Consider the following 25,380-nt stretch of genomic DNA (forward strand, 5'->3'; position numbering starts at 1 on the left):
GACTTGTGAGTATCCTCGGGACAATTCGCGAGGACCTGCAGGCTGCGCGCGGTCAGGATCCTGCCGCGCGCAGCAATGTGGAGAACGCGCTCGTTTATTCAGGGCTGCATGCTATTTGGGCGCATCGGATTGCGCATCGCATGTGGGCCGTCCCTGCGCTACGCGGCCCGGCGCGAGTGCTCTCGCAGCTGACACGCTTCGTCACCGGCATCGAGATTCATCCCGGTGCCACCATCGGTCGGCGGTTTTTCATCGATCACGGCATGGGCGTCGTGATCGGGGAGACGGCCGAGGTCGGTAACGACGTGATGCTCTATCACGGCGTCACTCTCGGTGGTCGCTCGCTCGAGCAGGTCAAGCGTCACCCGACGCTGGGAGACCGGGTCACCGTCGGCGCTGGTGCCAAGATCCTCGGACCTGTCGTCATCGGTGAAGGTAGCGCTATCGGCGCCAATGCCGTTGTCACCAGAGATGTTCCGGCCGAATCCATCGCGACGGGTATCCCGGCGGTGGCGCGGCCACGGACCACCAAGGAAAAACTGGTGGACCCGAACAGCTACATCGATCCGGCGATGTACATCTGAAGCACTCCTTCTTCGATGGCCACCCTCGTGTAGACGGCGGGTGGCCATCGGCGTCTGTTCAGGCTCGCGTCAGGTGCCACCCGCGACGTCCCAGTACGACGGCCGTCGCAGCGCCCAATGCTGCTCCGATCAAGGGATAGCAGGCCAGGACGAGCCAGCGCGGTCCGTCTAAGGGTTCGTAGGCGGTGGCTATTGTCGACTCGTAGTCCCGAGCCATCTGCACGTCCCGGAACGGTACGTAGGAACCCTGATAGACGATGGTCTCGTCAGGGCTGGTCATCACGTCGATCAGACTGCCCACCAGGGGAATTCCCCCGACGACAAATCCCAGAACCGCCAGAATCACGATCAGTGTGCGCATCGCCCGAGCCTATCGCCCGGCCGGAAGTTCAGACTGTGATCGACGGTTCTTCGGGGGTCGAGAGGGTCAGGATCGCCCGCACGACACGTGGGCTCTGCTCGAGTGAGCGCTCGAGTTCGCGCAACGTGTGGGCCACACGGGATTCCGCGTAGTCACCGACCAGGTCGACGCTGGCCACCAGGTAGACCTGTCGCGGCCCGAGGTATTCCATACGCAGGAACGTGATTCGGTTGATCTCGGGCAGTTGGGTGAGAGCTTCGACGGCTGCTGCCCGCAGCGTCGGTGAGGCCTCTTCGCCGACCAGGAAGCGGCGGTTCCGATCTATCAGAATGATTGCGATGACCCCGAGGAGAATGCCGACGAAGATGGAGCCGAGGGCGTCGGGGATGGGTGAACCGGTGACCTGGTGCAACAGAACACCGACGAACGCGATGACCAAACCGATAAGTGCCGCAGCATCTTCGGCGAACACGGCCCGAGTCGTCGGGTCGGATGTGTTGAGTGCCTGGGTCATGACGTCGCGGTTCACGGCGGACGCTTCGTTTCGGAGTTGTTTGTACGCCTGCCGGAACGAGATGCCTTCGAGGATGAACGAGACGCCGAGGACGGCGTAGGCGACACCGAAGTCGGACGCCGGTTCGGAATGGAACAGTTCCTGGATGCCATGAGTGATCGAGACACCCGCGCCGAGTGCAAACAGTCCGAGAGCGGCGAACATCGACCAGATGTATGCCTCCCGGCCGTAGCCGAGTGGCTGGTCTCGGTCGGGAACCCTTTTCGAGCGGCGGTTCGCGATCAGCAGCAGCACTTCGTTGCCGGTATCGGCCCAGGAGTGGGTGGCCTCTGCGACCATCGATGCAGATCCGGTGACGATGGCGGCCGCCGTCTTGGCACCGGCGATCAGCGCGTTCGCCGCAAACGCCAGTACGACCGTCGTGGTGCTCTCGTCGGCCGATGCTTCCGTTTCGGTGCTCACGATTCTCAGGCTAGGCGGGTGACGACAGTTTCGTGCGGTGACGCTCGGCGACGGAGTGCAGCAGTGTGGCGACGGCGTCGTGGAACTGCGTCAGGCCCGGCTCTTCGACGGGAAAGTGCCCGCACCCGTCCAGCATCACGAATTCGGTGGGTGCGTTGATGCGGCGGAGGAACTGCAGGCTCAGTTCGGGTGGCGTCCATCGGTCGTCGGCCGGGTGGGTGAGCAGAACGGGCGTCGTCCGAAATGCTTCGGGTGCGGTGTGCTCGAACGAGAAGTAGCTGCTGAGGAATCCGAGTGGCACCCGAACACCGCCACCGCGCGGATCGGTTGCGCACAGCGTTGCGAGCTCCCGATTGCTGCTCATGTTCGCCACGTCGGCTACCTCGTAGGCCAGCAGACCGCCGATGCTGGCTCCCAACAACACCAGCGGCCGATCGTCGGCTGCCTTCTCGGCCCGGACGAGATCGCAGAGGAGATCGACCCACTGCTCGTACCGGACGCCGGCGGGATCGGCTACGACGGTGTCGCCGTACAGCGGAAGGTCAGGGAAGAGGACTTCGGCTCCGAGTTTCACGCCGATCCCGGCGAACGGCCACAACGCGCCCGAGTAGCCGCCGGCGCCGTGGATGCCGAGAACACGAACCGGCGCGTCTGGAACCACGGCCCGTGCGACGTGGACGGTGTTGCCGTTCCACTCCCACCACGTCGGGGTCGGCGCCGGCATGTGGTCGGTGTACCGGTCGGGCATAAACTTCGAGTAATCGGCGCTGGTCACCTACACAATTCTCGGTATCGGCGTCGCGGCTGACAACTCGCATCGGAGGACCGTGTCGACTCGGCGGAAAAGGCCCTCCCAGCAGCGCTCGAGGGCTACCTACGACGCGATCCTGGAGGCAGCTACTCGCGTTTTCGCTTCGGAAGCCATGGCAGCGACCACCAACCGGATCGCTGACGAAGCAGGGGTGTCGGTGGGCTCGCTCTACCAGTATTTCGGCGACAAGTACGAGATCCTCTCGGAGTTGGCGAACCGTCACGTGAGTGCTGCGCGGGAGAGTTTTGCGCTCTGCCTTGCCGACATCGTCGAGCGTGAGCTCACCCCGGACGAGGCCGTGAGGATGTTGGTGGAGTGCGCGGTCGAAGTGAACAGTAAGCCGCGAGAGTTCTTTCACCTGCTCTACGATCAGGTTCCGCGTACGCGTGAGCTCATCGAGCAGGTCGAAGGAATGAATCGGCAACTGGTACTGGGTTTTTCGGATTACTTGCAGAGCCGCGGTTTCAGTGCGGAGGATGCGTTGCTGACATCGCGGCTGACTGTGACTGCCGTGGACAGCCAGGTGCATCGGGTTGTGCTGGAATCGGATTCACCCGAAGAACTTCGAGTGCGAACGGAAGCCGTCGTGCGGCAGACGAGATCGATGATCGCGTCGGAATCCTGATCCGGTGTGCGGAATGGTGACCACAGTCCGTTATGGTTCTGACGTCATCATCGAGGTAATGGGAAGTCGGTGCAATTCCGGCGCGGTCCCGCCACTGTGAGGTCGTCCCTGCGTCGACCGTAGCCAGATACCACCCTCGTTGACGTTGTGTCATGCCACGAGGATGGATCGGTCACACCATGAATGCTGTTGGCGGAGCTCTGTCTCCACCTACCCACCTGCCTCCGCCGAAGGCGGGTGCGCCGCGAGGACGGCTCAGTCCGGGTATCGTGCTGCCCGCTCTGCTGGTCGTCACCGTGCTCTCTGCTGTGTGCGCGTTGGCATTCGGATCCGAGATGCTCCCCGTGTCCACTGTGGTGGACGTGGTGCACTCGCGCTTCGGAGGCCCACCCGTCACGCGTTCCGAACTTGCGATCGTGTGGGGGATCAGAGCACCTCGGGTACTGCTCGGTCTGGCCGTCGGCGCTGGTCTTGCCGTCGCCGGCGCGGTGGTGCAAACCCTCGTCCGTAACGCTCTTGCCGATCCCCACCTGCTGGGAGTGTCGTCCGGCGCGAGTGTCGGTGCCACCGCCGTCATCACCACCGGACTGTTCGCCGGCGCGGGAGTGTGGGCGCTCAGTTTCGGCGCGATGATCGGGGCGTTGGGAGCTGCGATTCTCGTCTTCACCATCGCGACGCTGCAAGGCGGTATCACTCCACTGCGATTGGTTCTGACCGGCACCGTTACCGCATCCGCCCTGTCGGCGATCGCGAGTTTTCTGGTGCTGCGTACCAATGATTCCCAGGCCGCGCAGTCCGTATTGTTCTGGCTCCTGGGAAGTTTGGCCGGGGCATCCTGGGACAAGTTGTGGGCGCCGGTCATCGTTGTGTTCCTGCTGACGGCAGCGGTGTTCGCCCTGCACGGTTGGCTGGATGCGCTGGCGGCCGGACCGGACGTCGCGGCTTCGCTCGGTATTCCCGTCCGAACCCTGCGAAACGTGCTGTTCGGCGTGCTGGCAGCGTTGGTCGGCACGATGGTTGCAGTGTCCGGCGCGATTGCCTTCGTAGGCTTGGTCATACCGCACGTCACACGCATGCTCGTCGGAGCCAGACATCGAGTGGTGTTACCGGCGGCAGCACTGATCGGCGCGTCCTTCCTGGTGTGGGTCGACGTCGTGGCGCGGACCTCGTTGCGGCCGACCGAGATCCCGCTGAGCGTGGTGACCGGGGTGATCGGGGCCCCACTGTTTCTCCTGCTTCTCGGCCGTCGGCGCTACCGATTCGGTGGCAGTTCGTGAGCGCCCGAGCCCTGGCGCTGACCGCGTCCGGAGTCGTTGTCCGCATCGACCGTCGAACCATCGTCAAAGGCGTCGACATCGCGGCCGACGCCGGCGCAGTGGTCGGCGTGGTTGGTCCGAACGGATCGGGCAAGTCGACGTTCTTGCGTGCTCTCGCGGGTCTCGGGCCGATCGCCGGCGGTGACATTCGTGTCGGCGGCGACTCCGTGCACGCGATGTCCGCGCGGTCGAGGGCCAAAGCCATTTCCTTTGTGGCGCAGGAAGAGCAGAGTCCCGCCGATTTGTTGGTTCACGAGTACGTGAGTCTGGGCCGCACGCCACATGCAAAGCCCTGGAGCGTCGGTGGAAAGCACGAGAATGCCGTCGTCGATCGTGCTCTGGGCGAGGTCGGAATGATCGAGCACCGGTTCTCTTCGATGGACACGCTTTCCGGCGGTGAGCGTCGGCGGGTGTTTCTCGCCCGAGGTCTCGCGCAGGACGCCGGTGTGCTCATCCTCGACGAGCCGACCAATCATCTCGACATCCGGCATCAACTCGAACTGCTCGATCTGGTCCGGTCGTTGGACCGGACGGTGATCATGGCACTGCACGACCTCGATTTGGCTGCGGCAGTGTGCGATCGGGTGCTCGTGCTCGCGGATGGAGTGGCCAGGGCGTTCGGACATCCATCCGACGTACTCACCACCTCGGTGGTGGCAACTGTTTTCGGCGTCGAGACTTTCGAACTCGTGAACCCCGCGACAGGCCGTTCACACCTCGTATTCGAATCACGAAATTCTCAACCACAACACACATTTTCGGAGAGTGCACTTTGATACACGTAAAGACCCGCGCGTCGTTCGGTGCGGTTGTAGCCGCGACAGCGTTGTTGGCCGTGTCCGGATGCTCGGCAACCGCGCCCGTCGACGAAGCCGCGGACAAGACTTCGGTCACGCTGGAGAACTGCGGAACGGAAAGCACTTTCCAGCTTCCGATCGAAAAGGTTGTTGCCACAAGCAATGCGGCCAATATCGGTACCATTCTCCGAGTCGGCGGTCTGGATCGTCTCGCTGCCGTCGTGTTGAACACGAACAACGACGCGGTCATGGACTCGATGTTCGGTCCCGGAATCGCCGACGTCCCACACCTGGACGGAACGATCACGATGGAGACGATTCTGGGTAAGCAGGCGGACCTGGTGGTCGGCTCCTACAGTGGCTTGTTCAAGGGAGCCTCCGGTGTGACGCCGGAATCGCTGCAGAGCAACAACATCGATGCATATGTGATCTCCGATAGTTGTCGGCAGAGTGCCGCAGCGGATTCCGCGCTCGGCACGATGGGTCCGTGGGATGCCCTTCGTGCGGACGTGACCAATTACGGAAAGCTGTTCGGAACCGAGGACACCGCCGCCGAGGCATTGACCGAATTGGATTCACGTTTGGCACGTCTGGAGTCCGCGCCAGATGCCGCCGACAAGCCGAAGGTGCTGATCTACGACAGCGGTGAAGAAGATCTGTACACCAGCGGCGGCAACGGAGCCCCCAACGGAATCATCGACGTCGCCGGGGGAACCAATGTGTTCGCCGACGTCGACAACACCTGGTTCAAAGCGAGCTGGGAGACCGTCGCGAAGTCAGAACCCGACATCATCGTGATCATGGACTACAAGAAGAGTGCCGACGAAGTACAGGGCAAGATCGACGCGATCAAGAGCCGAGAAGGCCTGCGTGACCTCGACGCAGTCAAGCAGAACCGTTTCGTCGTACTCCCGCTCGCCATGTTCACCAGTGGGTTCCCCAATATCTACGGCGCGGAACAGTTGCGCGCGAAGATCGAAGAGTTCGGGCTGGCTCCGTCGAGCAGCATCGACTGGACAACCGCGCCGTCGGCATGAGCAACAACCGGTGCTCGCGTCGGGTGATTGTCGTCTTACGGCCGACTGTCAGCGGCCTGGACGAGTCGGCTGCACGACGGATGCTCGACGCTGTTCAGGCGGGCACCGACGTCGACGTTCGTATTGCGTACCTCGATGTCTCCTCGCCGAGCCTTCACGAGGAACTCGATCGAGCCCATGTCGATGACGTCGACAAGGTCGTGTTGATTCCAGTTGCGGTGCCGAGGGATCGGTACCTGCTCACGTGGACCAGCAAGGCGGTTGCGAACTGGCGCGAAACCCGGATCGACGCCGAACTGGAAGTGACGCTCCATGAAACGGAAACGCTCGAAGGTGCGGTGGCCGGGCAGGTGATCGACGAACTCGACTCGGCGGGAAAGCCGATCACCGCGAGTCCGGCGTCGTATCGCAGTCCGGCGTGGTCCGTGATCGAGCAGCACGATAGGCATCTGTTGGTGTGCAAGGGCCCTCGCTGTATGGCGTACGGAGCAGGACCGTTGCACCGGGCGATGAGCGCGGCGGCCAAAGGTACCTCGTCGAAGGTGACCGGAACCGGTTGTCTGAGCCCGTGCAACCTGGGGCCGTTGGTGATCGCGAACCCCGGCGGTACCTGGTTCGGGCACGTGGACGCCGGTGACGCTGAAGCATTGGTCGCAGGTCAGGAGAATCAATTGGAGGATCACGTTCTGGACCGGTAGATGCAGGTCGGCGAAACAGAGAACCCGCTGAGCGCGAAGTGCGCTCAGCGGGTTCTGTTGTCCTGTCTCAGGAACCGAAGGGAAGGGTTCCCGGCGGGATCTGGTATCCACTGCTGCCGACGGAGGCGCTGCCCCAGAGTGCGAGGAAAGCGTTGATGGCGTTGGTGAGCATATGAATGTCCTTTGTGAGATGACTGATTCGTTTTCGACGGTACCGGGTGGATCTGTGGATTCGCTGGGAGTTGGCACCCATTTCATGGGGCTGGCACCCGTTCCGGCAGGTCGGAACGGGTGCCAACTGTCAGCAAAGGGTGCCAACTCCCGGGTGGGTCAGCCCACGTAGCCGGGCGGCATGAGTACGGACTTGGTCTCGCAGAAGGCTTCGAGGCCCTCAGGTCCGTTCTCGCGCCCGATACCGGAGTTCTTGTAACCACCGAACGGCGATCCGGGATCGAAGGCGTACCAGTTGATCGCGTAGGTACCCGTGCGGATCTGCGCAGCAACTTCGAGTCCGTGATCGATGTCGGTGGTCCACACCGATCCGGCGAGGCCGTAATCCGAATCGTTGGCGATCTTGATGGCCTCGTCCTCGGAGTCGTACGGAATCACCGAGAGAACGGGTCCGAAGATCTCCTCGCGTGCGATGGTCATCGAGTTGTCCACGTCGGCGAAGATGGTCGGCTCGACGTACCAGCCCTTGTCCAGGCCGGCGGGGCGTCCACCACCGAGTACGACGCGCGCGCCTTCTTCCTTACCCTTGGCGATGTAACCCTCGACGCGCTCGCGCTGCTTCTCGGAGATCAGCGGGCCGAGTTGTGCTGCGGGATCGGACGGATCGCCGACGGTCATGAAGCCTGCGGCGGTCTTCATTCCCTCGATGACCTCGTCGTAACGCGAACGGGGAGCGAGGATTCGGGTCTGAGCGACACAGGCCTGACCGGTGTTCATCAGGCCGGACATGACGAGCATCGGCATTCCGGCGGCGATGTCGGCGTCCTCGAGGATGATCGCGGCGGACTTGCCACCCAGTTCGAGGGAGCAGCGCTTGAGGTTCTGTGCGGCGATGGCACCGATCTTGCGGCCGACGGCACTGGATCCGGTGAACGTGATCTTGTCGATGCCCGCATGAGAGACCAGGTATTCGCCGGTCTCGGCTCCGCCGGGGAGCACGGAGATGACGCCTTCGGGAACGCCTGCCTCGGTGAAGATCTCGGCGATCACGTGGACGGAGAGAGGGGATTCGGGTGCGGGCTTGAGCAGTACGGTGCAGCCGGCGAGCAGTGCGGGGGCCAGCTTGTTGATCGCCAGGAACAGCGGGACGTTCCAGGCCAGCACGGCGGCGACGACGCCGACGGGCTCACGGGTCACCTTGGTCTGCCCGAAAGCGCCGGTGCGCTTCTCTTCCCACGCGAACTTGTCGGCCAGCTCGGCGTAGTAGCCCAGCGTCGCCATCGACGGGGTCTGCTGCATCATGCCGACCATGGCGGGCGGCTGGCCCATCTCGTTGGAGATGAGCTGGTTGATCTCCGCGCTGCGCTCTTCGATCAGCTTGGCGGCCTTGGCGAGGATCGCGCCGCGCTCGGCGGGGGTGGTGCGTGACCACGGTCCCTCGAACGCCGCGCGGGCTGCGGACACGGCCGCGTCGATGTCTGCCGGTGCTGCGATGGGACAGCTGCCGACGCGCTCCTCCGTTGCGGGAGAGAACACTTCGAGTACCTGGTCGGTGGCCGGGGCCACCCATGCTCCACCGATGTAGAGCTTGTCGTAGTCAGTCATCAATTCATTCCTCGGTGTTGTCGGTCGCCGCGAGGGCATACGCGTCGTCTGCCTGTGCGGTGTCGGTGAAACTGGTGAATCCGTATTTCTCGTGCGGTCCGATGGCGGCTACCTCGAAAAGACCGGTGCCGGTGTTGGTGTTCGTGCCTTCGGTGAGCGTGAAGGACGCGAGGTTGTCGACGGGGGAGAACATGCGTTGGAACGGTTCGATCTCGTGGACCTTGTGGCGGAGCCCTTGTACGACGAGTTCGCCCTGCCACATTCCGTGACGCCAGTCCTGTTCGAGCCCGTAGCCGGTGCCGATTCCGATGTAGTTGGCCAGCAGCAGTTCGCAGGCGACGGTCAGGACTTCACCGCCTGGCCGGTGGAAGGTGATGGTCGCTCCGGTGACGTCGCGGGTGTCGGGGCAGAACGTCAGTTCGTGTTCGGGTCGGCCGAGCCATTCGTTGTCCCTGGCTTCGTCCGGCCACACTCGCATGGCTTCTTCGACGATGCGCCTGCCCTGCTCGTCTTCCTGCATGATCACCGAGATCGTGAACTCGTCGAACTGCATGACCGCGTAGATCCAGAAGAAGTTCTGGATTCCGTCGACGGCGCGTCTGCCTTGCGGTTCGGCTTCACCGACCGGACGCACACCCCACGAGCGGTCGCGGTTACCTCGCCACGTCTTCGGGTCGATCGCGAAGTCCTCCCCGTCGACGGTGAGCGATCCGGTCCAGGTTCCGGTCTGCAGGAAGCGTGAGGTGTCGAACGTGACTCGTTCGAGTTGACGGCGAAAGTGCTTGGGCTCGAGCGCCGCCGGGATGGTGGCGTCGAAGGTGATGTCGAAGGAGAGATCGTATTCGCTGCCTGGTTCGAGGACGACGCGGAGCTTCTGCAGTCCTTCCAGCACTTCGATGCGCAAAGGTCCGACGGTGGTGTCGGTGCGGTCGGCGCCCAGAGCCTTCGACATACGAGCAACGATGTGGTCGTCACCGCGGCGCAGTACCGCGAAGGCGTCCATGACGCCGAGGTTGGGGTACTGGCCGAGTCCGACGATGAGGAACACGTCGGGGGATTCGGTGGGGTAGCAGTTGAAGTAGTAGCGGTCGTAGAAGTTTCGATCCGAGGTGGCTACGTGACGGATCGGTTCGGCGATCTGGTGAACGGGATAGTCGTCCATCGGTGAGAGCATGTCAGGCCAACCTCTCCCAGTAGGTACCGTCGAGCATCGCGGCGAGCGAAGCGCGGTGCATGATCATGTCGTCGGGGTCTTCGGGTCGCTGTGACTGGCCGAAAGCTATGGCGCGAGCCTGGATTCGCCACATGATGACCGCCTGACGCAGTGCGGCATAGGTAACGTAGAACTCCAGATCGTGTGGGGTGTGGCCGGTGATCTCGGCGTAGGTCTGCGCGAGATCCGGCAGTCGAAGGAAGTCGGGAAGACCGGGTAGGTTCGCCAGTCCGGCGATGTCCTCGAAGAACCTGTGCAGGAATGCCATCCAGCCCAGATCCATCTCCCGCGGGCCGAGAGTTGCCATTTCCCAGTCCAGTACGGCTACCGGCGCGAAGTCCTGGTACATGACGTTGCCGATGCGCGAGTCGCCCCAACAGAGCACTGCCGGCGAATCGTCCGCGGGATTGTTCTCCTCGATCCAGTCGAGGGCACGTTCGATGAGCGGTGATCTGATCCCGTCGGAGACCACCCACTCGTAGTACGCGCGCTGCTCGGCGATGTGCGCCGTGAATGCTTCTCGTGCAGTCGTTCCCGAATTCGGGAGTCGGAGGAAGTCGAAACGCTCACCAGGTTTGTCGATGGCATGCAACTGAGCCAGGACGTCGACCGAGCTGCGCTGCAGGGTCTTTCGCTGCTCGGGAGACGCTTCGGTGACCCACGATCCGAAGTTGTACGGCATGACGTCCGGTGGCACGTCGCCGGAGATGCGTTCCATCACGAAGAACGGCGCACCCAACGCGTCCGGGTCGGATTCCGACCAGTACACCGCGGGTACGGGCACTGCCGAGTGCTCGCGCACCTGAGCCATGGTGCGGAACTGGGATTCGAGGTCGTAGGCAGGAAAGACCGGCATGGTCGATTCCGTCGGCGCCACCCGAGCGACCAAGGGATGATGTTCGCCGTCCCAGGTGGCGTCGAAGAGGATGGTTTCGCTGGACATGCCGTTGGCTGCGGGCAAGGTGACGTCGGCGACGGTCACAGTGGATCCGCTCGGCACCTTGCCGGCCATCCACCGTTCCAGGCGCTCACGGAGGTCTTCGGTGTCGCGGAGGGAATCGCTTGGTCGGGCGACCTGGGCGTGATGCTCGGTTTCATCGGTCGAAGAAGCAGTCGAGGCAACGTCAGATGAGGAAGCGTCTGGGCTCACGGTCACCTCCTTCCCGTAGGCGTCACGTGCAATGCCCGTAACGGTGTGAGTCAGAACACTAAAACACGTTACAGAAATTGGGAACAGGTGGCGCCCGTTTAGTGGGACTCCCTGCGGATTTATCGGGGAAGAACGCGTGTCAGATAACGGCGGTGAGCGCGAGCAAGCCCGCACCGGTCAGAGTTCCGGCGCCACCCAGCTCGGCGGGAACGATCCGGAGCCCGGCGACGAACGACAAACGGGCATGTCGGGCAGCCGCGTCGAGCATCGGTTCCCACAGCGGTGTACCCGACTGGGCGAAACCGCCGCCGATCACCGCGAGGTCCACGTCCAGGAGGGCAGCCGCCGAGGCGATGGCACCACCGAGCGCCGTGCCTGCACGGTGAAGCGCGTCCACGGCGATCGCGTCGCCGCTGCGTGCACCCTCGGCTAGTTCACGGCCGGTGTTCCCCGACCAGCCCTGGCTACGAGCCCATCGCACCGCGGACGGTCCACTTGCCACCGTCTCGAGGCAGCCGACGCCCCCGCAGCTGCACGGTTCGGCAGATCCTGGAACGACGATGTGGCCGATGTGACCGGCGTTCCCCGTGCGACCCCGAGCAATCTCACCGCCGAGAACGATTCCTCCGCCGATTCCCGTCGAGACGACCAGGCTCAGGAGGTTCGGGGTTCCGCGTCCGGCGCCGTGGTGGAACTCCGCCAATGCCGCTGCGGCTCCGTCCATTGCGAGGGCGGTTCCGGCATCGGGAAAGACGCTGCGGACGCCCGCTACGAGCTCGAATCCCTGTGCCCACTCGGTGATGTTGATGGGAGCGACGACGCCGGCGACGGTGTCCACCGGCCCGGCGCACGCGATGCCGACACCGTCGACCTCTCGGCCGTCTGAGACTCGTTCGAGCAGCGCCGCACACGCTCTCCACGGGTCGGTCTGCGGCGTCGGCACGCTGTCGAACACGGGAACGCGGCCGTCCTCGGACACGACCCCGGCAGCCATCTTGGTACCACCGATGTCGACTGCGAGGCGCATGTCGCTATCGCTTTTCGAGAACCACGACGAGGTTGCTCACCAGGAACTCCCGCAGACCGGGGACTCGGACCATCCACCACGCCCACGACGGGTGGTAGCGCGGGATCGCGGCGAGCAACGTGCCCTGGCTGGTTCCACGGGCCCAGCGTAAGCCGTCCGTGGCGCCGACTTTGAACAACGACACCCCGAATCTGTTCTTCGGTTCGCGCCCGGTCTTGCGGAGGTACCGCTTGGCTGCGTACTCGCCGCCCAGCGCGTGCCACGGTCCGGTTTCGTGGCCGCCGAACGGACCCCACCACAGGGTGTACGAGAGAACCATCAAGCCGCCGGGCTTGGTCACGCGCAGCATTTCCTCGGCCATCAGCCAGGGCTCGCTGACGTGTTCGGCCACGTTGGAGGAGAAGCAGATGTCCACGGACGAGTCCAGGAACGGCAGTGCCAAACCGGATCCACGCACCGCGCCGCCCACGGTCAGACCCGCAGCATGCATCTCCGACGGATCGGGTTCGACGGGAATGTAGCGGGCACCTGCGGCTTGAAAGACCTCCGCGAAATAGCCCGGACCACCGCCCACGTCGAGGACGGTGAGACCGTCGAGGGATCGTCCGGTGTGACCTTCGTGCAGGTCCGAGATCAATTCGACGGAGTCGCGCGCGAGCGCGCCGTAGAAGATGTCGGGCGCGGACTGCTCGTGGCGGAAGTCGCTGAGCAGGCCGAACGAGCGTTTCAGGGTTGCCCGTCGGCCGAAAATGCGGGTCACTGCGGGCTTGGTCACGGGTAGCAACTTTAGCCACTGGGGCACCCGGTCCACGAACACCGTCAGGAGCGCGGCAATACGGACGCTCGAACAGTTAGGGTGTTCGGCAGGGTTACCGGCCGGTCAGGCGGGGCATCCCGCAGGATCGCCCGAACCGGGGTGGCCACCGACCAACTCAGGGAGTAACGCACGTGCGCGAGGTTCTGTTGCTCTGCTGGCGCGATACCGGGCATCCCCAGGGCGGTGGAAGCGAGCGTTACCTCGAGCAGGTCGGATCCCAGTTGGCCGAGCGCGGTATCAAGGTGACGCTGCGGACGGCGTCGTATCCCGGGGCGCCCGCGTCGGAGGTTCGAGACGGCATCACGATCAGCCGGGCCGGTGGACGTTTCAGCGTGTACCCCCGCGCTCTGGCCGCCATTGCCGCCGGACGTCTGGGTTTCGGATCGCTCAAGGGCATCCGCCCCGACGCGGTGATCGACACCCAGAACGGCATCCCCTTCTTCTCGAAGGCCGTGGCGGGTGCACCGGTCACGCTTCTGGTCCATCACTGCCATCGCGAACAGTGGCCGGTGGCAGGCAAGCTCGTCGGCCGGATCGGCTGGTGGGTCGAATCGCGATTGTCACCGCGCACCCATCGACGTAGTCAGTATCTGACGGTGTCGCTTCCCTCAGCGGAAGAATTGGTGGACCTCGGTGTCGAGCGCGAACGAATTGCCGTGGTGCGTAACGGTGCCGATCGGCTCCCCGTCGGCGTCGACGCGGGCGGATCGATCACCAGGGCCGAGCGTCCCACCATCTCGGTTCTCTCACGGCTGGTGCCGCACAAGCAGATCGAGGACGCACTCGAAGCGGTCGCAGCCCTGCGTCCGACGCTTCCGGACATCCATCTCGACGTCATCGGTGGTGGTTGGTGGGAGCAGAACCTGCGAGATCGCGCCGCCGAGTTGGGAATCGGTGACGCCGTCTCGTTCTACGGTCACGTCGACGAGGCTCGTAAACATGAACTCCTTGCGCAGTCGTGGATTCACCTCATGCCTTCGCGGAAGGAAGGGTGGGGCCTGGCGGTCATCGAGGCTGCGCAGCACGGTGTTCCGACGATCGGTTACCGCAGTTCGAAGGGTCTGACCGATTCGATCGTCGACGGAGTGACGGGCCTTCTGGTCGGGGGAGAGAACGCCGGCGACGGCGACATCGCCGATCTGACGCAGGCTGCCGGCACTCTGCTCCGCGACCACGAACTTCGCATGGTGCTCGGTGAGAAAGCTCGGGTGTGGTCGGGCGAGTTCTCCTGGGAGCAGACCGGCACCGGAGTGCTCGAGGTGCTGACCGCGCACAAGGACGGTCGGTGGGTCTCAGGACTGGCCGCGCCTCGCGAGTCGAATTCGGTTCTGGTTCAGTCCGACTGAGATCAGCGCGATCGCACCCATCAGTATCCACGCGAGATGCGCAGCGATGACGGCAGTTCGGGCACCGGTCGAGGCTTCCTGCGTGGCAACATCTCCGGGTACCCGGTAGAGCGCGAGATCGTTGTCGGCAAAGACCTGTTCCAATCCGTCGAGCGTGGTTGCCGAGTTGCCGAGTTGACCTGGTGTCCCGCGCTCGATCAGTACCCATCCGACTCCGAGATCGGCCAACTGCGTAGGACTTCCGCCGGCCAGCAGTAGGTCCTCGACCCGAGTTGCCCGAGTCCCCTCGCCGCCGACAGCACCACCGGCAACCACCAGTTGGCCGGTCTGCAGAACGTCGAGGGGCAGGAAGCGTGGTGCAGGGTCGAGTACCGGCGCATCACCGCTGTAGGGGAACGCGCGGAACATTCCGGCGGGAAGCACTGCAACGTCACCGGTTTCGTCTCGCAGTTGCTCGGTCACCACGGTCCAGGACCCGGGGTAGTGCACGGGCTTCAACGCGCCGCCGACACCCCACACCAGATCCGGCAGTGCCACGATCGTCACCACGATGGCGGCAACCGAGAATGCCGGGCGGGGGAGGGAGAACCGATTGCCTGCCCACATCACCGCTGCGGCCGCAGCAAGTGCGTAGAACGGGACGGCCAGCGCGACCCACTTCTGCGCGTCACGTAGTAAACCGGCGCCGGTGAACACCTCGACCGACCATCGGCCGGCGTCGAGACCCCACGGGGTAGCGCCCATGGTCGGAGCCAGCACCGCGAATAGGGCCAGCAGTCCGAGTCCACTGACAACAGGATTCCGGCGTCGGCGCCACAGAGCGGGCATACCGGCGAACACGACGACGAGCAGAAGAACCGTTCCCACCAATGCGAAGAGTGTTGTGCGCGTGGACGGTACCGCTGCCGAGTTCCAGATACCGCCGAGACCGGCGAGGCTGCCCAGCGTCGCGAGTCCCGGTTCTGCTCGGGCGGCAAAGGCGGCGACTCCCGCCGGATCGGAACCGTCGCCTGCTGCTCCGGATACGAAGGTGGCGACCAACCACGGCGAGGCGGCGACGAGGAACAGCCCGATAGTGCCGCAGACACGCCGCATGGCCGAGGTTCGGCCTCCGGGGGTGGCTACCACCACCAGCGCGGCCGTCAGAGCGAGCAGAGCGCCGGTAGGTGTCAGGCCCGAGAATGCCAGTGACGCGGCCAACGCCCACCAGGACCCGGGCGTGGCTCGGCGAACTCCGATTCCGGCACACACGATCCACGGCAGTGCGGCATAACCGGTCAGCAGGCTCCAATGTCCTTGCAACAGGCGCTCGGCCACGTAGGGGTTCCAGAGCATCACCGTCGACGCGACCAGTTGTGGACCGAGACCGGCCGTCGGCAGCAGAACGGCGACCATGCGCGCCGCACCCCAACCGGCGAGCCAGAGCGCCACGAGCAGGATGAACTTGACCACCAGTCCGCCGTCGATCACGGTGGTCAACGCTGCGATCAGCGCGTCCTGGGGAACGGCGCGGGCTGCGGCGTCGGTGAGTCCGAGGGCGGAGTCGGTCAAGTACGAGCGCGGCGTGCTGACGGCGTCGCGCAGCAGGAGGTAGCCGGGGCCGAGCAGCGGTCCGAGGATCAACAGTGCCAGCGCCAGGCTGTACGCCGCAGGCAGGTAACGGCGGTATCCGGCTTGCACTGTCATGACGCGCACGATACGTGGTGCATCATTACTGCCATGCCTCGCCAACCACTCGATCGCGCCGCCGCGGCCGGGGTCGGCATGGTTTTGGTGGGATCGATGACGGCCAATGTCGCGTCGTACCTGTTGGCATGGTTGGCCAGCCGATGGTTGGGTCCGGTCGGCTACGGCGAGTTCGCGAGTCTGCTTGCCGCCCAGTTGGTGCTTGCGGTTCCGGCATTGGCGTTGCAGACGGTGGTCGCCCGCGAGGCGGTGCGTGGCAAGAGCACAGATGCGTTGCGGTCGTTGGGGCATCGATGCACCGCGATCGTCGCCGTCCTCGCGGTTGCGCTCGCTCCGGCGATGGCGTGGCTGCTCGACACCGGAATCGTGGCGTCGTTCTCGGCATTGGTGACTGCGCCCATGTTGGTTCTGCTGGCAACGGAGCAGGGATTGTTGCAAGGACACGGTCGATTCGGCACTCTCAGTGCCGTACTGGCCGGAGCCGGGGTAATGAAAGTCCTTCCGGCAGTGATCGTTCTGGCTTTCGGCGGCGGGGCAGGCGCGGCATTGGTCGCGGGCGCGGCCGGAACTGCGTTCCTGGTGGCGATAGTTCGAGTGGTCGATCGAACCGTCTCGGTGAGCGAGGACCGTCCGGTGCGTATCGGCGTCGTCTCCGTGCTCGCGGCGTCACAGGTCCAGCTTGCGCTGATCGCGTTGTCTTCGCTGGACCTGCTGATCGTCCGCGTCGTCCTCAGTGAGTACGACGCCGGTGTCTACGCACTCGGCGCCGTCGCGACGAAGGTGGCGTTCTGGCTGCCACAGGCAGTGGGCGTCGTGCTGTACCCGAAGATGGCGAACCCGGCGCACTCGGCGCAGGCGGTTCGCTCGGCGTTGGCGGTGCTCGTCGGTATCGGCGCCGTCCTGGTTCTGGGGGCGGCGGTTGCCGGCCCGCTGGTGCCGATGCTCGTGGGCGACGCGTACGCCGCCGTGGCTCCGATGCTGTGGGCCTTCGCTCTGCACGGTGCAGCGCTGGCGGTACTCCAGGGTGCCTTGCTGTCCGCAATCGCGTCAGAACGCACGCGAGTGGCCCTTCTGGCGTGGGCAGGACTGGTTGTGGAGGCGACGGTCATGCTGGTGTGGGCGAAGACGCCGGGAGAGTTGATCGGCGTTGCCGTGGTGGTTGCGTCGACGACGGCGTTGTCGGTGTCCGTCGCCGCAGTGCGAAGTGCCGACCGCGCCGGGCCGGCACCTCGCGGCTCTGTCAGTTCTCCAGACGCGTGAACAAATCGTCGAAGTAGTCGAGCGTACGCATCGCGGTGTAGACGGATCCGTAGTTGATGTTCCCACCCGTGTAGACGACGTTGTCTCCTTGTACTGCGCGGATACGGTTCCACATCGCGCGGTCGTCGCTGACGGGATCCACGCCGGGCGCGGTGGTGACGATCATTCCGTCGGCCGAGTCGAGGGCAGTCACGAGGTTTTCGGTAGAGATCTCCTTCTGTCCCTCGACCGGCCACTGGAGCTGGACGCCGAGGTCTTCGGCCACCTGTGTGGAGATGCCCTTGCGGTTGACGCCGTTGACCTTCTGATTCACGTAGTTCAGCAGCACGATCTGCTTGCTCGCCAAGCTCGGGGCGTGGCGTTCCTTCAATCCGGCTGCCTTGTCCTCGTACGCTCCGATGACCTGACGGACGTCGGGGTTCTCGGTGCGATTCAGCCAACTCGCCAGCTGATCGATGTTCTCGCGCCACGGACGCGTGAAGTCCATCGGAAGCACAGGCGCTGTCTGGCTCAACTGCTGTAGCGGCCACATGTCGGAGGCCTCACCGATGTCGGTGCAGATGATCAGGTCCGGTTCCAGCGCGAGAATTGCCTCGACGTTGACCGGTGCCTCGAACACCTGTGCCGTGGGATCGGCCGGAACCCACGGCTCGGCGGCGTCGAAGCTGTACGCGATGACCGGCAGGCCCATCGCGACGGCTGGTTCGAGGTCGAGTCTGGAGTCGATGGCGACGACGCGCTTCGGGGTGACCGGAATGTCGTAGGTTCCGAGCGAGGTCGTGACCGTGCGCATCCCGGCCGAACCGCCCTCGGTACCGGCGGACCTCGCGCAACCGGCGGCGAACAGCCCGGAGAATGCAGCCGTGCCGACAACAAACCTCCGTCGCGTCAGATCGCTGACACAGATGTGCGAACCCAGAACTGTTGATGCGGGCATGTGGCTCCTCGTGTTCGGGGTGGTCTGGACTTCCAGAAAACGCTAAGCCCGCAACCACGCGGAGGGAACGACCCGTTGCGCCAATCCGTACGCCGATCCGGCAACAAAGCCCCGAAACGCAGCAGAGCGCCCCTTCCGTGTGGAAGGGGCGCTCTGCTTACTGTCTGAATCAGTCCTTGCGCAGATCCGGACGCGGAATCACCTGAGTGTCGTCCGAGGTCCAGTCGTGCTCACCCGGAGCCGGCTCGGGCGAGCCCTGGCCGCTGGGATTCTGGTTCGTTCCGCCGTGTGCAGCGCGGGCCGGAGTTCCGCCCTTGCCGCCGCGAATGCCGAGGAAGATACCGGCGATCAGCGCGATGACGCCGAGCACACCTGCCACGATCGGGACTGTGCGGCCGAACAGCGAGAGCTTGTCCATGCCGTCACGTGCCTGCTGGACCTGGTACTCGATGGTTGCTTCGTCGAAGGGCAGCGTGACCTTGAGAACCTCGACGTCGACGGCATCCTTGTTGCGTCCGTAGTACTGGTGCAACTGCTCCTGGCCCTTGACGACGACGCCGGTCTTGGGCTCGACCCACAGGTCACGGACGTTGGTGTACCAACGCGTCATCGTGATCGGAGTAGCGCCACCGGGAACGCCCCAGGTGTCGGCGGGCAGGCTCAGCTTGTTGGTGGGGGAGTTGACGACCTTCGACAGGTCGACGGGATCGATCGTCTGCTGGAAGTGGTACACCTTCAGACCGTTGATCTCGGTCTCTTCGACGAAGTCGATGTCCTTCGTGGCGCGAGCGTTCAGGTCGAAGTAGGGGTAGCTCTTCTGTTCCGTGTTGAACGGGAACTTGTACTGCAGACCGTCGCGGGAAACTTCTTCGGCGGGCTGGTCGCTGGACGTCTGGACGGTTCCGACCGGATCGTTGGTCGGCATCGAGCTGACGCGATCGAGCGTGACGCGGTCCAGGGTTGCGGTCAGCAGTCCGGTGTCACCCTGCTTGTCGGTACGACGGACGGTCTGGCCGGCTTCGACGGTGATGATGTCGGCGTCGGACGGGTCCTGCGTGGTGACGTAGCGCTGAGCGACGATCGGCACGTTGGTGTCGACCTGTGCCTTTCCGCCGAGGAGGGCCGCCGAGTTGAGGACGCTACCGGTGCCTGTGGCGACAGTGGTCACCTCGAGGTCGAGTGGCGTCTTCTCCAGCTTGCCTACCGTGTAGGTAGGAATGAGGATGGCGATGGCCAAAAGGAAGGCACCGAGGCCCACCAGAATGCAAGGAAGTATCCGGCTCGGCCCTGAGCGTTCCGCCATGCTGTGACTCCTAACCCGTTAAGTCTTTCGAGGTTCCCCAACCGGCACAATATGAGCTGCGCAGATCGCATGGGGCCCCCGATGGACACCATGTGTGGCAGAACACTAACAGTCCACCGGCCCGGTTTGTCGCATGAGGGCATGAATTGGCCAGGCATTTTGTTGTGAGTCCCTGGTGGTTTCCCTCAATCGGCCTGGGGTGCACACTTATCCGTGATGATCAGTTCCACGAATTCCCCTCAGACGGTCCCGCCACAGGCTCGGGGCTTCGTTCCGGCTTTGGACGGTATGCGTGGATTGGCGGCGCTCGGTGTCCTCGTCACCCATGTCGCGTTCCAAACCGGTGAAGCGCAGTCCGGCGCGATCGGGCGCGCGTTCGGTCGACTCGATCTCGCCGTAGCGGTGTTCTTTGCCTTGTCCGGATTTCTCCTGTGGCGCCCCCACGCGGCAAAGGCTCGCGGAATCGGGCAGCCGCAGTCGACCGTCCGGTACTGGATCTCCCGCGCGACGCGCATTCTGCCGGCGTACTGGGTGGCAGTGGTCCTGATCCTGCTGTTCCTGCCCGGTGCCGGCGGGGGCTACCAAGTGTGGTTGGCGAATCTCGGGTTGGCGCAGGTCTTCGTGCCGTTGACACTCACCGAGGGCCTCACGCAGATGTGGAGCCTGTCGGTCGAGGTGGCGTTCTATGTTCTGCTGCCGCTGTTCGCGTATCTGATGGTGCGACTACGCGGAAACTCGGCCCGGTTCCGGCTACCGCTTCTGCTCGGGGTGTCGGTGTTGGCGCTGACGTGGGCTTTCATTCCGATCCCGACTCCGGACGCCATTCACCACGACAACTGGCTGCCGGGCTACCTGCCGTGGTTCGGCGCAGGCATGGTGCTGGCCGAGTTGGCCGTGGGCCCGTCGACGTGGATGCATCGCCTCGCGCACCGGCGGGTGCTCCTGACTTTTGTTGCGTTTGTGGCCTTCGTTCTCTCGTGCACCGATCTGGCCGGGCCCGAAGGTCTGGTGCGGCCGGAGCCGTGGCAGTACGCGATCAAGATTGCACTCGGCGCGATCATCAGCTTCTCGTTGATCGCTCCACTGGTTCTGCGCGATCAATCGCAGCATCGATTCCTGGCGAGCCCGCTGGCGCTGGCAATCGGACGCTGGTCCTACGGCCTGTTCATCTGGCACCTGGCCGTACTGAACGCTGTGTTCCCCGTGTTCGGCATAGTTCCGTTCTCGGGCAGCTTCTTCTACGTCCTGGCCCTGACGGTCGTCCTGAGCGTCGCTGTGGCCTCGGCCAGTTACGCCTTGGTGGAGGAACCGGCGCGCGTCGCGGTGACGCGCTGGGAGAAGCGCCGCCATATCGGTGAACCGGCAAAGGGCAACGCGGCCAACCCGGTCACGACCAAGGCCACCAACATCGAGAACTGAATCGCGAACGAGTCGCCCACATAGCCGCCCGGTGCTCGCCACGGTCCGGTCGAGAGCAGCGTGATGCCGATCATCGCGGCCACGCCGGCGGTGCCGACGAGAATGCGTGCGGTCCGAGCGGGGCCGAAGATTCGCAGCGCGGCAAGTCCGAGGATCGAGCACACAACTGCGATCGCCGCTCCCACTCCGCCGCCGATGACGGTGGCCGCCGCGAGCACGCCCACCCATCCTGCCGCGACGCTGCGCCACGGACGGGGTGGTGTGAGGGACTTGGGCTCTCGGCGCGTAGGGACAAGTGCCGCGAACAGCAGTGGGATCAGCAACACGAGCCCGCCGAATATGCCGAGGCGGTACCAACGGTCGCTGGGGAAGTCGATGGTGACGGTTCCCGCGGTGCCTGCCGGCACGATCCAGCCCTGCTGCCAACCGTTCACGACCACCGGCGTCAGCTCGGAACCGTCCGGCGCGGTGGCGATCCAACCGATGCTGGTGCTCTCGGGATTGACGATCAGCTGATCGGTGGACGAGTTCGTGACGGTGAGTTCCCGGTGATTCGCCGTCCACGAGGTCGATTCGAGCGGTGTATTCCGTTGCGCGGCTGAAGGACCGACCGCCGTCAGATCGAGGTTGTCAACCGAGAATGCCGGGCCTGGTTCGACGACCACTTCGGGCTGGCCCGCCGGCAACGTCGCCGACGCGTCCAGACCGCACACACGTGCCTCGACGGGTGCGCCGGTCCGGAGTTGCGTCGCCGTCGCCGTGATCGAGGTGGGGAATTGCTGTCCGGCAACCGAAATGGTCGGGCCATCGCCACAGGTGACGGTGACGGTGCGGTTGTCGAATGAGTCCGAGCCCTGCACTCCCGAACCGGCGATCGGGGTTCCGTCGGCACCGATGACGTCGACCTCGGCGAGGCCGGTGGGCTGCGCCTGGGCGAAGCCGAGCGCCGTCTGATCGAGGACCGGTTCCCAATCGGTGATGCTCAGGACGATCTTGTCGGTGACGAAGGGGGAGAGGGTAATTCGACTGGTTCGAGGCGTGTCGTCCGAGGGTTCGGGCAGCTCTCGCACCTGCGGCCCGTTGCCGAGATTCACCGCGACGCTGGTCGGCAGCGACGGCAGGGTGCCGAGTCCCCGCGTGATGTCCAGGCCGGTGACCAGGGTCGGCTCGGGAAGATTGAGAGTCAGCGTCGGTTTCGGGCCGCCCGGTTCGGTGGTGCTCTGCGGCGCCGACCACGTGGTGCGTGCGTCGCCGTCGGTGGCAGCGAAGGCAGATCCGCGTGTGTCGCCGATGTCGCTCGAACCCGAAGCCGTGATTCGGCCGGGGACGGAAAGCAGATCTTCGAGGGCGTTGCCCTGACGCGCCCGGACGGTCAGTGTCGGTGCAACGACTGTATTTTCGGGCACCGTGAGTGTGCGTTGGAAACGGCTCGGCTCTTCGGGTATCGCCATGAATGCATTGCTGCACCGCACGCGGTCGGTCGAGTCCGCGCACGCGTTGCGACCGGGGAACTCCTGGCTCAGATTCCAGGCGTTCACGGATGCGCCCGTCGGCGTATTCGGCAGGACCGTGTCGAAACGGATCGGTACGGTCTTCGGTGCGCTGCGATCGGAGAAGTCTTCGACGGAGAGTTCGCTGATGCCGAACTGTGTTCCAGGCGATCCGTTTTCGGTGTGAGTCGCTGTGATGCGTACCCACGGAGTGGTGCCGCCCGGGATCGAGACGGTGATGGGCTCACCGGGACGCTCCACCTTCACCGCTGTGCTGCCGTTCGGTGTCGAGACCTCGAGCCATTTGACGGGAGCACCGATTGCCGCGGCACTGGTGGTCAGATGAAGCAACCCGCTGGAAATCGGTGTGTCGAAGTCGATCTGCAACCACTGGCCCAGGGCTCGCTCGATGCCGTTGCTGAACCAGCCGGTGGCGGGATCGCCGTCGACCGTCGACGCGGGACTGCTCGACGGTGAAGTGCCGCCCAGCTGGGTGGCATCCGAGGCGGCGCTGGAGACGGTGATCGAAGCTCCGCTCCAACGGCCTTCCACGAGAGGCGTGTTCGCAACCGGGTAGTCGGGCACCAGATTGTAGGTACGACGAGCGTCGTCGGGGGTGCGCAGGGCGGAACTGTGGTTGTCGACCTGACCGAAATCGGTTTCCCGATCGCGCGGTGTGTCGGTGACGGTGACAGAATCGACGGGCAGTCCCGCAGCTTCGGCGTCGGCGGCAAGAATCATCGGCCCGGTCCCCGGAACCAGCCCGCTTTCGTGAAGTCGCACAGACGATTCCGGCCCACCTTGTACACGCGGAACCTGGTTCAGGTCGACGGAGTACGGGCCGCTGACCGCCGGGGTGCCGTCGGGCGGGGTGACCTCGAAGACTTCGATGGCCGGGTAACCGGGACGCAGATCGCTGTCCGCGACCAGCCCTTCGATCGGTTCGGGTCTGTCGTCTTCACCGAAGTGGGCGACTCGCTTGATCCCCGGCGAGCCTTCGACCGCCTGGTGCACGAGTATCGGCCTAGCCGAGCGCGACGTTTCGCCGTCGAGGTCGTTGCGCATCACCAGGTAGTGGATGCCCTGCCCCAGCAAGGTCTGTGCGAGGCCGTCCGACGGACGTCCGTCGGCGATGAGACGTTGCACCGAATCGAGCGCTCGGATGGCGCCGGGAGGGGTCAGCGGGACCGAGTCACGTACTGCCCACGGCGTACTCGCCAACGCCTGAAGCGGTTCGTCGCGCGTCAGACCCCAGACTTGGCTGCCGAAGGGCGCTCCCGGGACGACCAGGGCACGTTCGGCTTCCGATCCGGGGGAGGTGTTGTCCTCGAGCCACTGCGCCGCTTCGTTCCAGTACGAGGGGACGTCCGGATACGCACCGCGGGGAGCGAGCTTTCCCGTCCAGGCCAAGGCGGTCGAGAGGGTGAGGGCAACGAGGATCAGGCTGGTCAGTGCGACCATCGGTTCGCGCTCGGGATGGGCGAACGAGCGGCGCCATCGGGGGAGTGGAACCGATCCCGGCAGTGGCACTTTGGCCAGCAGGTGTGCGAGTCCGAGCACCAGCGGCAGACGGACCAACGGCTCGAGCTTGTGGACGTTGCGCAGCGGCGCGCCTGCCGAGTCGAGGAACAGGCGCACCGACTCCGACACCGGCGAGCTGAGTTCACCCACGTAACCCGCGGCCAGGCCGGTGATACCGACGAACAGGATGAGTGTCAGCCGGCCGCGAGCAGGCATGGACCGCATGCAGAGCCCGGCGAGGCCGGCGGCGGCAACCAGGCCGGTGGCGACGACTGCTGCGGGTTGGGTGACCAGGACGGCGCCGGCAATGCGCTCGGGGGAGACGAACGGGGTCCAACTGTCCGTGCCGCGAAGTATCTCGGCGAGCGATGCCCACTGAGTGGTGACACCGGCGGACTCGATGTAGTCGAGAAACGGTGGGCTGATCTTGCCGAGCAGAAGTAGCGGCACGATCCACCAGAGGGTGCCGAGAGCGACGAACAGCGCCCACCACGCGGTGAACGTCAGCCATGTTCGGTTGGGTTTGTGCGAGAGCCACCAGATGATCGCGACCAGGCAGGCCGCGGCAGTGGCGACGGCATTGATCGAACCCATGAGCGCGACGGCAAGCGCGGATTGTGCGGCCAACCGCCTCAACCCCCGTGAGTGGTCAGGGAGTCCAGGGACTCCTTTTCCACGCACAGGGCCGAAGGCCAAAATCACCGGCAACAACACCCACGGCGCCAGCATCATCGGCAGGGTTTCCGAGGAAATCGAACCGAGCGTGGTCAGCACGCGGGGAGAAAGAACAAAGGCAACCGCTGCGATGACGCGCGAACTACGGCTGCCGATACCGAGAGCCTCGGCAACTCGGATGATGCCCCAGAATCCTGCGATCAGAAGCAGCGCCCACCAGATGCGCTGGGTGATCCACGGCGGAATGTTCGCCAACTCGCCGAGCGCGAAGAACGGCCCGTGCGGAAAGAAATATCCGTAGGCCTGGTTTTGAACCTGGCCGAGCGGGGCCTGACTACTCCACTGATGCGACGCGCGTTCGAGAAAACCGAACGGATTCTGCGTCAGGTCGTACTTGGTGTCAGCGGTGATCAGACCCGGCGATTGCAGAAAAGTGAGAAGAAACGCTACGACGGAGGCGCCGAACAGCCACCGCTTCGACAGGGGCTCTGCCGACGGGGCGGTGTCTACCGAAGACACCGCTGCGTCGGCGGAAGAACGGGAACTCGCGAGGCC

20 protein-coding genes, 1 pseudogene and 1 riboswitch are annotated in these 25,380 nt (G+C 64.6%); of the genes and pseudogenes, 9 read left to right on the forward strand and 12 right to left on the reverse strand.

What is annotated here, in order from left to right:
* The first annotated feature begins 5 nt into the window (after nucleotides 1–5).
* On the forward strand, nucleotides 6–584 hold the full coding sequence (gene epsC, locus ACVZUB_RS05265) for a serine O-acetyltransferase EpsC (protein ID WP_482628206.1): 579 nt from the start codon (nucleotides 6–8) through the stop codon (nucleotides 582–584).
* Nucleotides 585–642: 58 nt separating this feature from the next.
* On the opposite strand, the gene ACVZUB_RS05270 is transcribed toward epsC, so the two are convergent.
* From ACVZUB_RS05270 to ACVZUB_RS05280, 3 genes are read right to left on the reverse strand one after another with little or no spacing between them, the layout of a single operon-like run.
* The gene (locus ACVZUB_RS05270) at nucleotides 643–945 is read right to left on the reverse strand and encodes a hypothetical protein (RefSeq protein WP_063314961.1); all 303 of its coding nucleotides are present in this window, start codon (nucleotides 943–945) and stop codon (nucleotides 643–645) included.
* A 28-nt stretch (nucleotides 946–973) separates the two neighbouring features.
* Nucleotides 974–1,921, reverse strand: coding sequence for a cation diffusion facilitator family transporter (locus tag ACVZUB_RS05275; RefSeq protein ID WP_042452614.1), 948 nt, complete (start codon nucleotides 1,919–1,921; stop codon nucleotides 974–976).
* Nucleotides 1,922–1,931: 10 nt separating this feature from the next.
* A complete protein-coding gene (locus ACVZUB_RS05280; protein ID WP_063314960.1) occupies nucleotides 1,932–2,696 on the reverse strand; it encodes an alpha/beta hydrolase in 765 nt (254 codons plus the stop codon).
* Between the two features lie 52 nt (nucleotides 2,697–2,748).
* Between ACVZUB_RS05280 and ACVZUB_RS05285 the strand changes: the two genes are divergently transcribed.
* The 5 genes from ACVZUB_RS05285 to ACVZUB_RS05305 all read left to right on the forward strand — a co-directional run bounded on the left by ACVZUB_RS05285 (nucleotide 2,749) and on the right by ACVZUB_RS05305 (nucleotide 7,205).
* Complete coding sequence (locus tag ACVZUB_RS05285; protein WP_082845673.1) at nucleotides 2,749–3,357, forward strand: TetR/AcrR family transcriptional regulator; 609 nt, start codon at nucleotides 2,749–2,751, stop codon at nucleotides 3,355–3,357.
* A gap of 16 nt (nucleotides 3,358–3,373) precedes the next feature.
* Nucleotides 3,374–3,509: riboswitch (cobalamin riboswitch) on the forward strand.
* Nucleotides 3,510–3,626: 117 nt separating this feature from the next.
* Nucleotides 3,627–4,634, forward strand: a complete 1,008-nt coding sequence (locus ACVZUB_RS05290) for a FecCD family ABC transporter permease (protein ID WP_047269567.1) — start codon at nucleotides 3,627–3,629, stop codon at nucleotides 4,632–4,634.
* Nucleotides 4,631–5,449 (forward strand): ABC transporter ATP-binding protein, encoded by an 819-nt coding sequence (locus ACVZUB_RS05295; RefSeq protein WP_063314958.1) that lies wholly within the window; start codon nucleotides 4,631–4,633, stop codon nucleotides 5,447–5,449. The genes ACVZUB_RS05290 and ACVZUB_RS05295 overlap by 4 nt, the downstream gene beginning before the upstream one ends.
* Nucleotides 5,446–6,507 carry an ABC transporter substrate-binding protein gene (locus ACVZUB_RS05300; RefSeq protein WP_063314957.1) on the forward strand — a complete coding sequence of 354 codons (1,062 nt, stop codon included), beginning with the start codon at nucleotides 5,446–5,448 and terminating at the stop codon, nucleotides 6,505–6,507. The genes ACVZUB_RS05295 and ACVZUB_RS05300 overlap by 4 nt, the downstream gene beginning before the upstream one ends.
* On the forward strand, nucleotides 6,504–7,205 hold the full coding sequence (locus ACVZUB_RS05305) for a (2Fe-2S) ferredoxin domain-containing protein (RefSeq protein ID WP_054781993.1): 702 nt from the start codon (nucleotides 6,504–6,506) through the stop codon (nucleotides 7,203–7,205). The genes ACVZUB_RS05300 and ACVZUB_RS05305 overlap by 4 nt, the downstream gene beginning before the upstream one ends.
* Nucleotides 7,206–7,535: 330 nt before the next feature.
* Here the strand turns inward: ACVZUB_RS05305 and ACVZUB_RS05310 are convergent, their stop codons facing one another.
* The 5 genes from ACVZUB_RS05310 to ACVZUB_RS05330 all read right to left on the reverse strand — a co-directional run bounded on the left by ACVZUB_RS05310 (nucleotide 7,536) and on the right by ACVZUB_RS05330 (nucleotide 13,146).
* Complete coding sequence (locus ACVZUB_RS05310) at nucleotides 7,536–8,981, reverse strand: aldehyde dehydrogenase (protein WP_003945530.1); 1,446 nt, start codon at nucleotides 8,979–8,981, stop codon at nucleotides 7,536–7,538.
* Between the two features lie 4 nt (nucleotides 8,982–8,985).
* Nucleotides 8,986–10,155, reverse strand: coding sequence for an Rv3169 family protein (locus ACVZUB_RS05315; protein WP_042452600.1), 1,170 nt, complete (start codon nucleotides 10,153–10,155; stop codon nucleotides 8,986–8,988).
* A 1-nt stretch (nucleotide 10,156) separates the two neighbouring features.
* Nucleotides 10,157–11,344: a phosphotransferase family protein gene (locus tag ACVZUB_RS05320; protein ID WP_007734522.1), complete on the reverse strand. Its 1,188-nt coding sequence runs from the start codon at nucleotides 11,342–11,344 to the stop codon at nucleotides 10,157–10,159.
* Nucleotides 11,345–11,483: 139 nt separating this feature from the next.
* Entirely contained in the window at nucleotides 11,484–12,371 is an 888-nt protein-coding gene (locus ACVZUB_RS05325; protein ID WP_070162157.1) for an ROK family protein, read from the reverse strand.
* Between the two features lie 4 nt (nucleotides 12,372–12,375).
* Nucleotides 12,376–13,146 (reverse strand): class I SAM-dependent methyltransferase, encoded by a 771-nt coding sequence (locus tag ACVZUB_RS05330; RefSeq protein ID WP_003945692.1) that lies wholly within the window; start codon nucleotides 13,144–13,146, stop codon nucleotides 12,376–12,378.
* A 173-nt stretch (nucleotides 13,147–13,319) separates the two neighbouring features.
* On the opposite strand from ACVZUB_RS05330, the gene ACVZUB_RS05335 reads away from it, so the two are divergent.
* Entirely contained in the window at nucleotides 13,320–14,534 is a 1,215-nt protein-coding gene (locus tag ACVZUB_RS05335; protein ID WP_063314955.1) for a glycosyltransferase family 4 protein, read from the forward strand.
* Here the strand turns inward: ACVZUB_RS05335 and ACVZUB_RS05340 are convergent.
* Nucleotides 14,481–16,220 carry an MmpA family trehalose lipid delivery protein gene (locus ACVZUB_RS05340; protein WP_482628207.1) on the reverse strand — a complete coding sequence of 580 codons (1,740 nt, stop codon included), beginning with the start codon at nucleotides 16,218–16,220 and terminating at the stop codon, nucleotides 14,481–14,483. The two genes, ACVZUB_RS05335 and ACVZUB_RS05340, sit on opposite strands and share 54 nt — an antisense overlap.
* A gap of 33 nt (nucleotides 16,221–16,253) precedes the next feature.
* Here ACVZUB_RS05340 and ACVZUB_RS05345 point away from each other — a divergent pair, with 33 nt between their 5' ends.
* Entirely contained in the window at nucleotides 16,254–17,480 is a 1,227-nt protein-coding gene (locus ACVZUB_RS05345) for a lipopolysaccharide biosynthesis protein (protein WP_482628208.1), read from the forward strand.
* On the opposite strand, the gene ACVZUB_RS05350 is transcribed toward ACVZUB_RS05345, so the two are convergent.
* Nucleotides 17,461–18,417, reverse strand: a complete 957-nt coding sequence (locus tag ACVZUB_RS05350; RefSeq protein ID WP_065351995.1) for an ABC transporter substrate-binding protein — start codon at nucleotides 18,415–18,417, stop codon at nucleotides 17,461–17,463. The two genes, ACVZUB_RS05345 and ACVZUB_RS05350, sit on opposite strands and share 20 nt — an antisense overlap.
* Before the next feature lie 169 nt (nucleotides 18,418–18,586).
* Entirely contained in the window at nucleotides 18,587–19,720 is a 1,134-nt protein-coding gene (gene pgfA / locus ACVZUB_RS05355) for a cell envelope lipid trafficking protein PgfA (RefSeq protein WP_065351996.1), read from the reverse strand.
* A 216-nt stretch (nucleotides 19,721–19,936) separates the two neighbouring features.
* Here pgfA and ACVZUB_RS05360 point away from each other — a divergent pair.
* A pseudogene (locus tag ACVZUB_RS05360) lies at nucleotides 19,937–20,986 on the forward strand (acyltransferase family protein); the annotation flags it as partial.
* 23 nt (nucleotides 20,987–21,009) lie between these two features.
* Here the strand turns inward: ACVZUB_RS05360 and ACVZUB_RS05365 are convergent.
* On the reverse strand, nucleotides 21,010–25,344 hold the full coding sequence (locus ACVZUB_RS05365) for an alpha-(1->3)-arabinofuranosyltransferase (protein ID WP_482628523.1): 4,335 nt from the start codon (nucleotides 25,342–25,344) through the stop codon (nucleotides 21,010–21,012).
* Nucleotides 25,345–25,380: the final 36 nt, after the last annotated feature.

The sequence above is a fragment of the Rhodococcus sp. OS5 genome, from assembly GCF_056837585.1.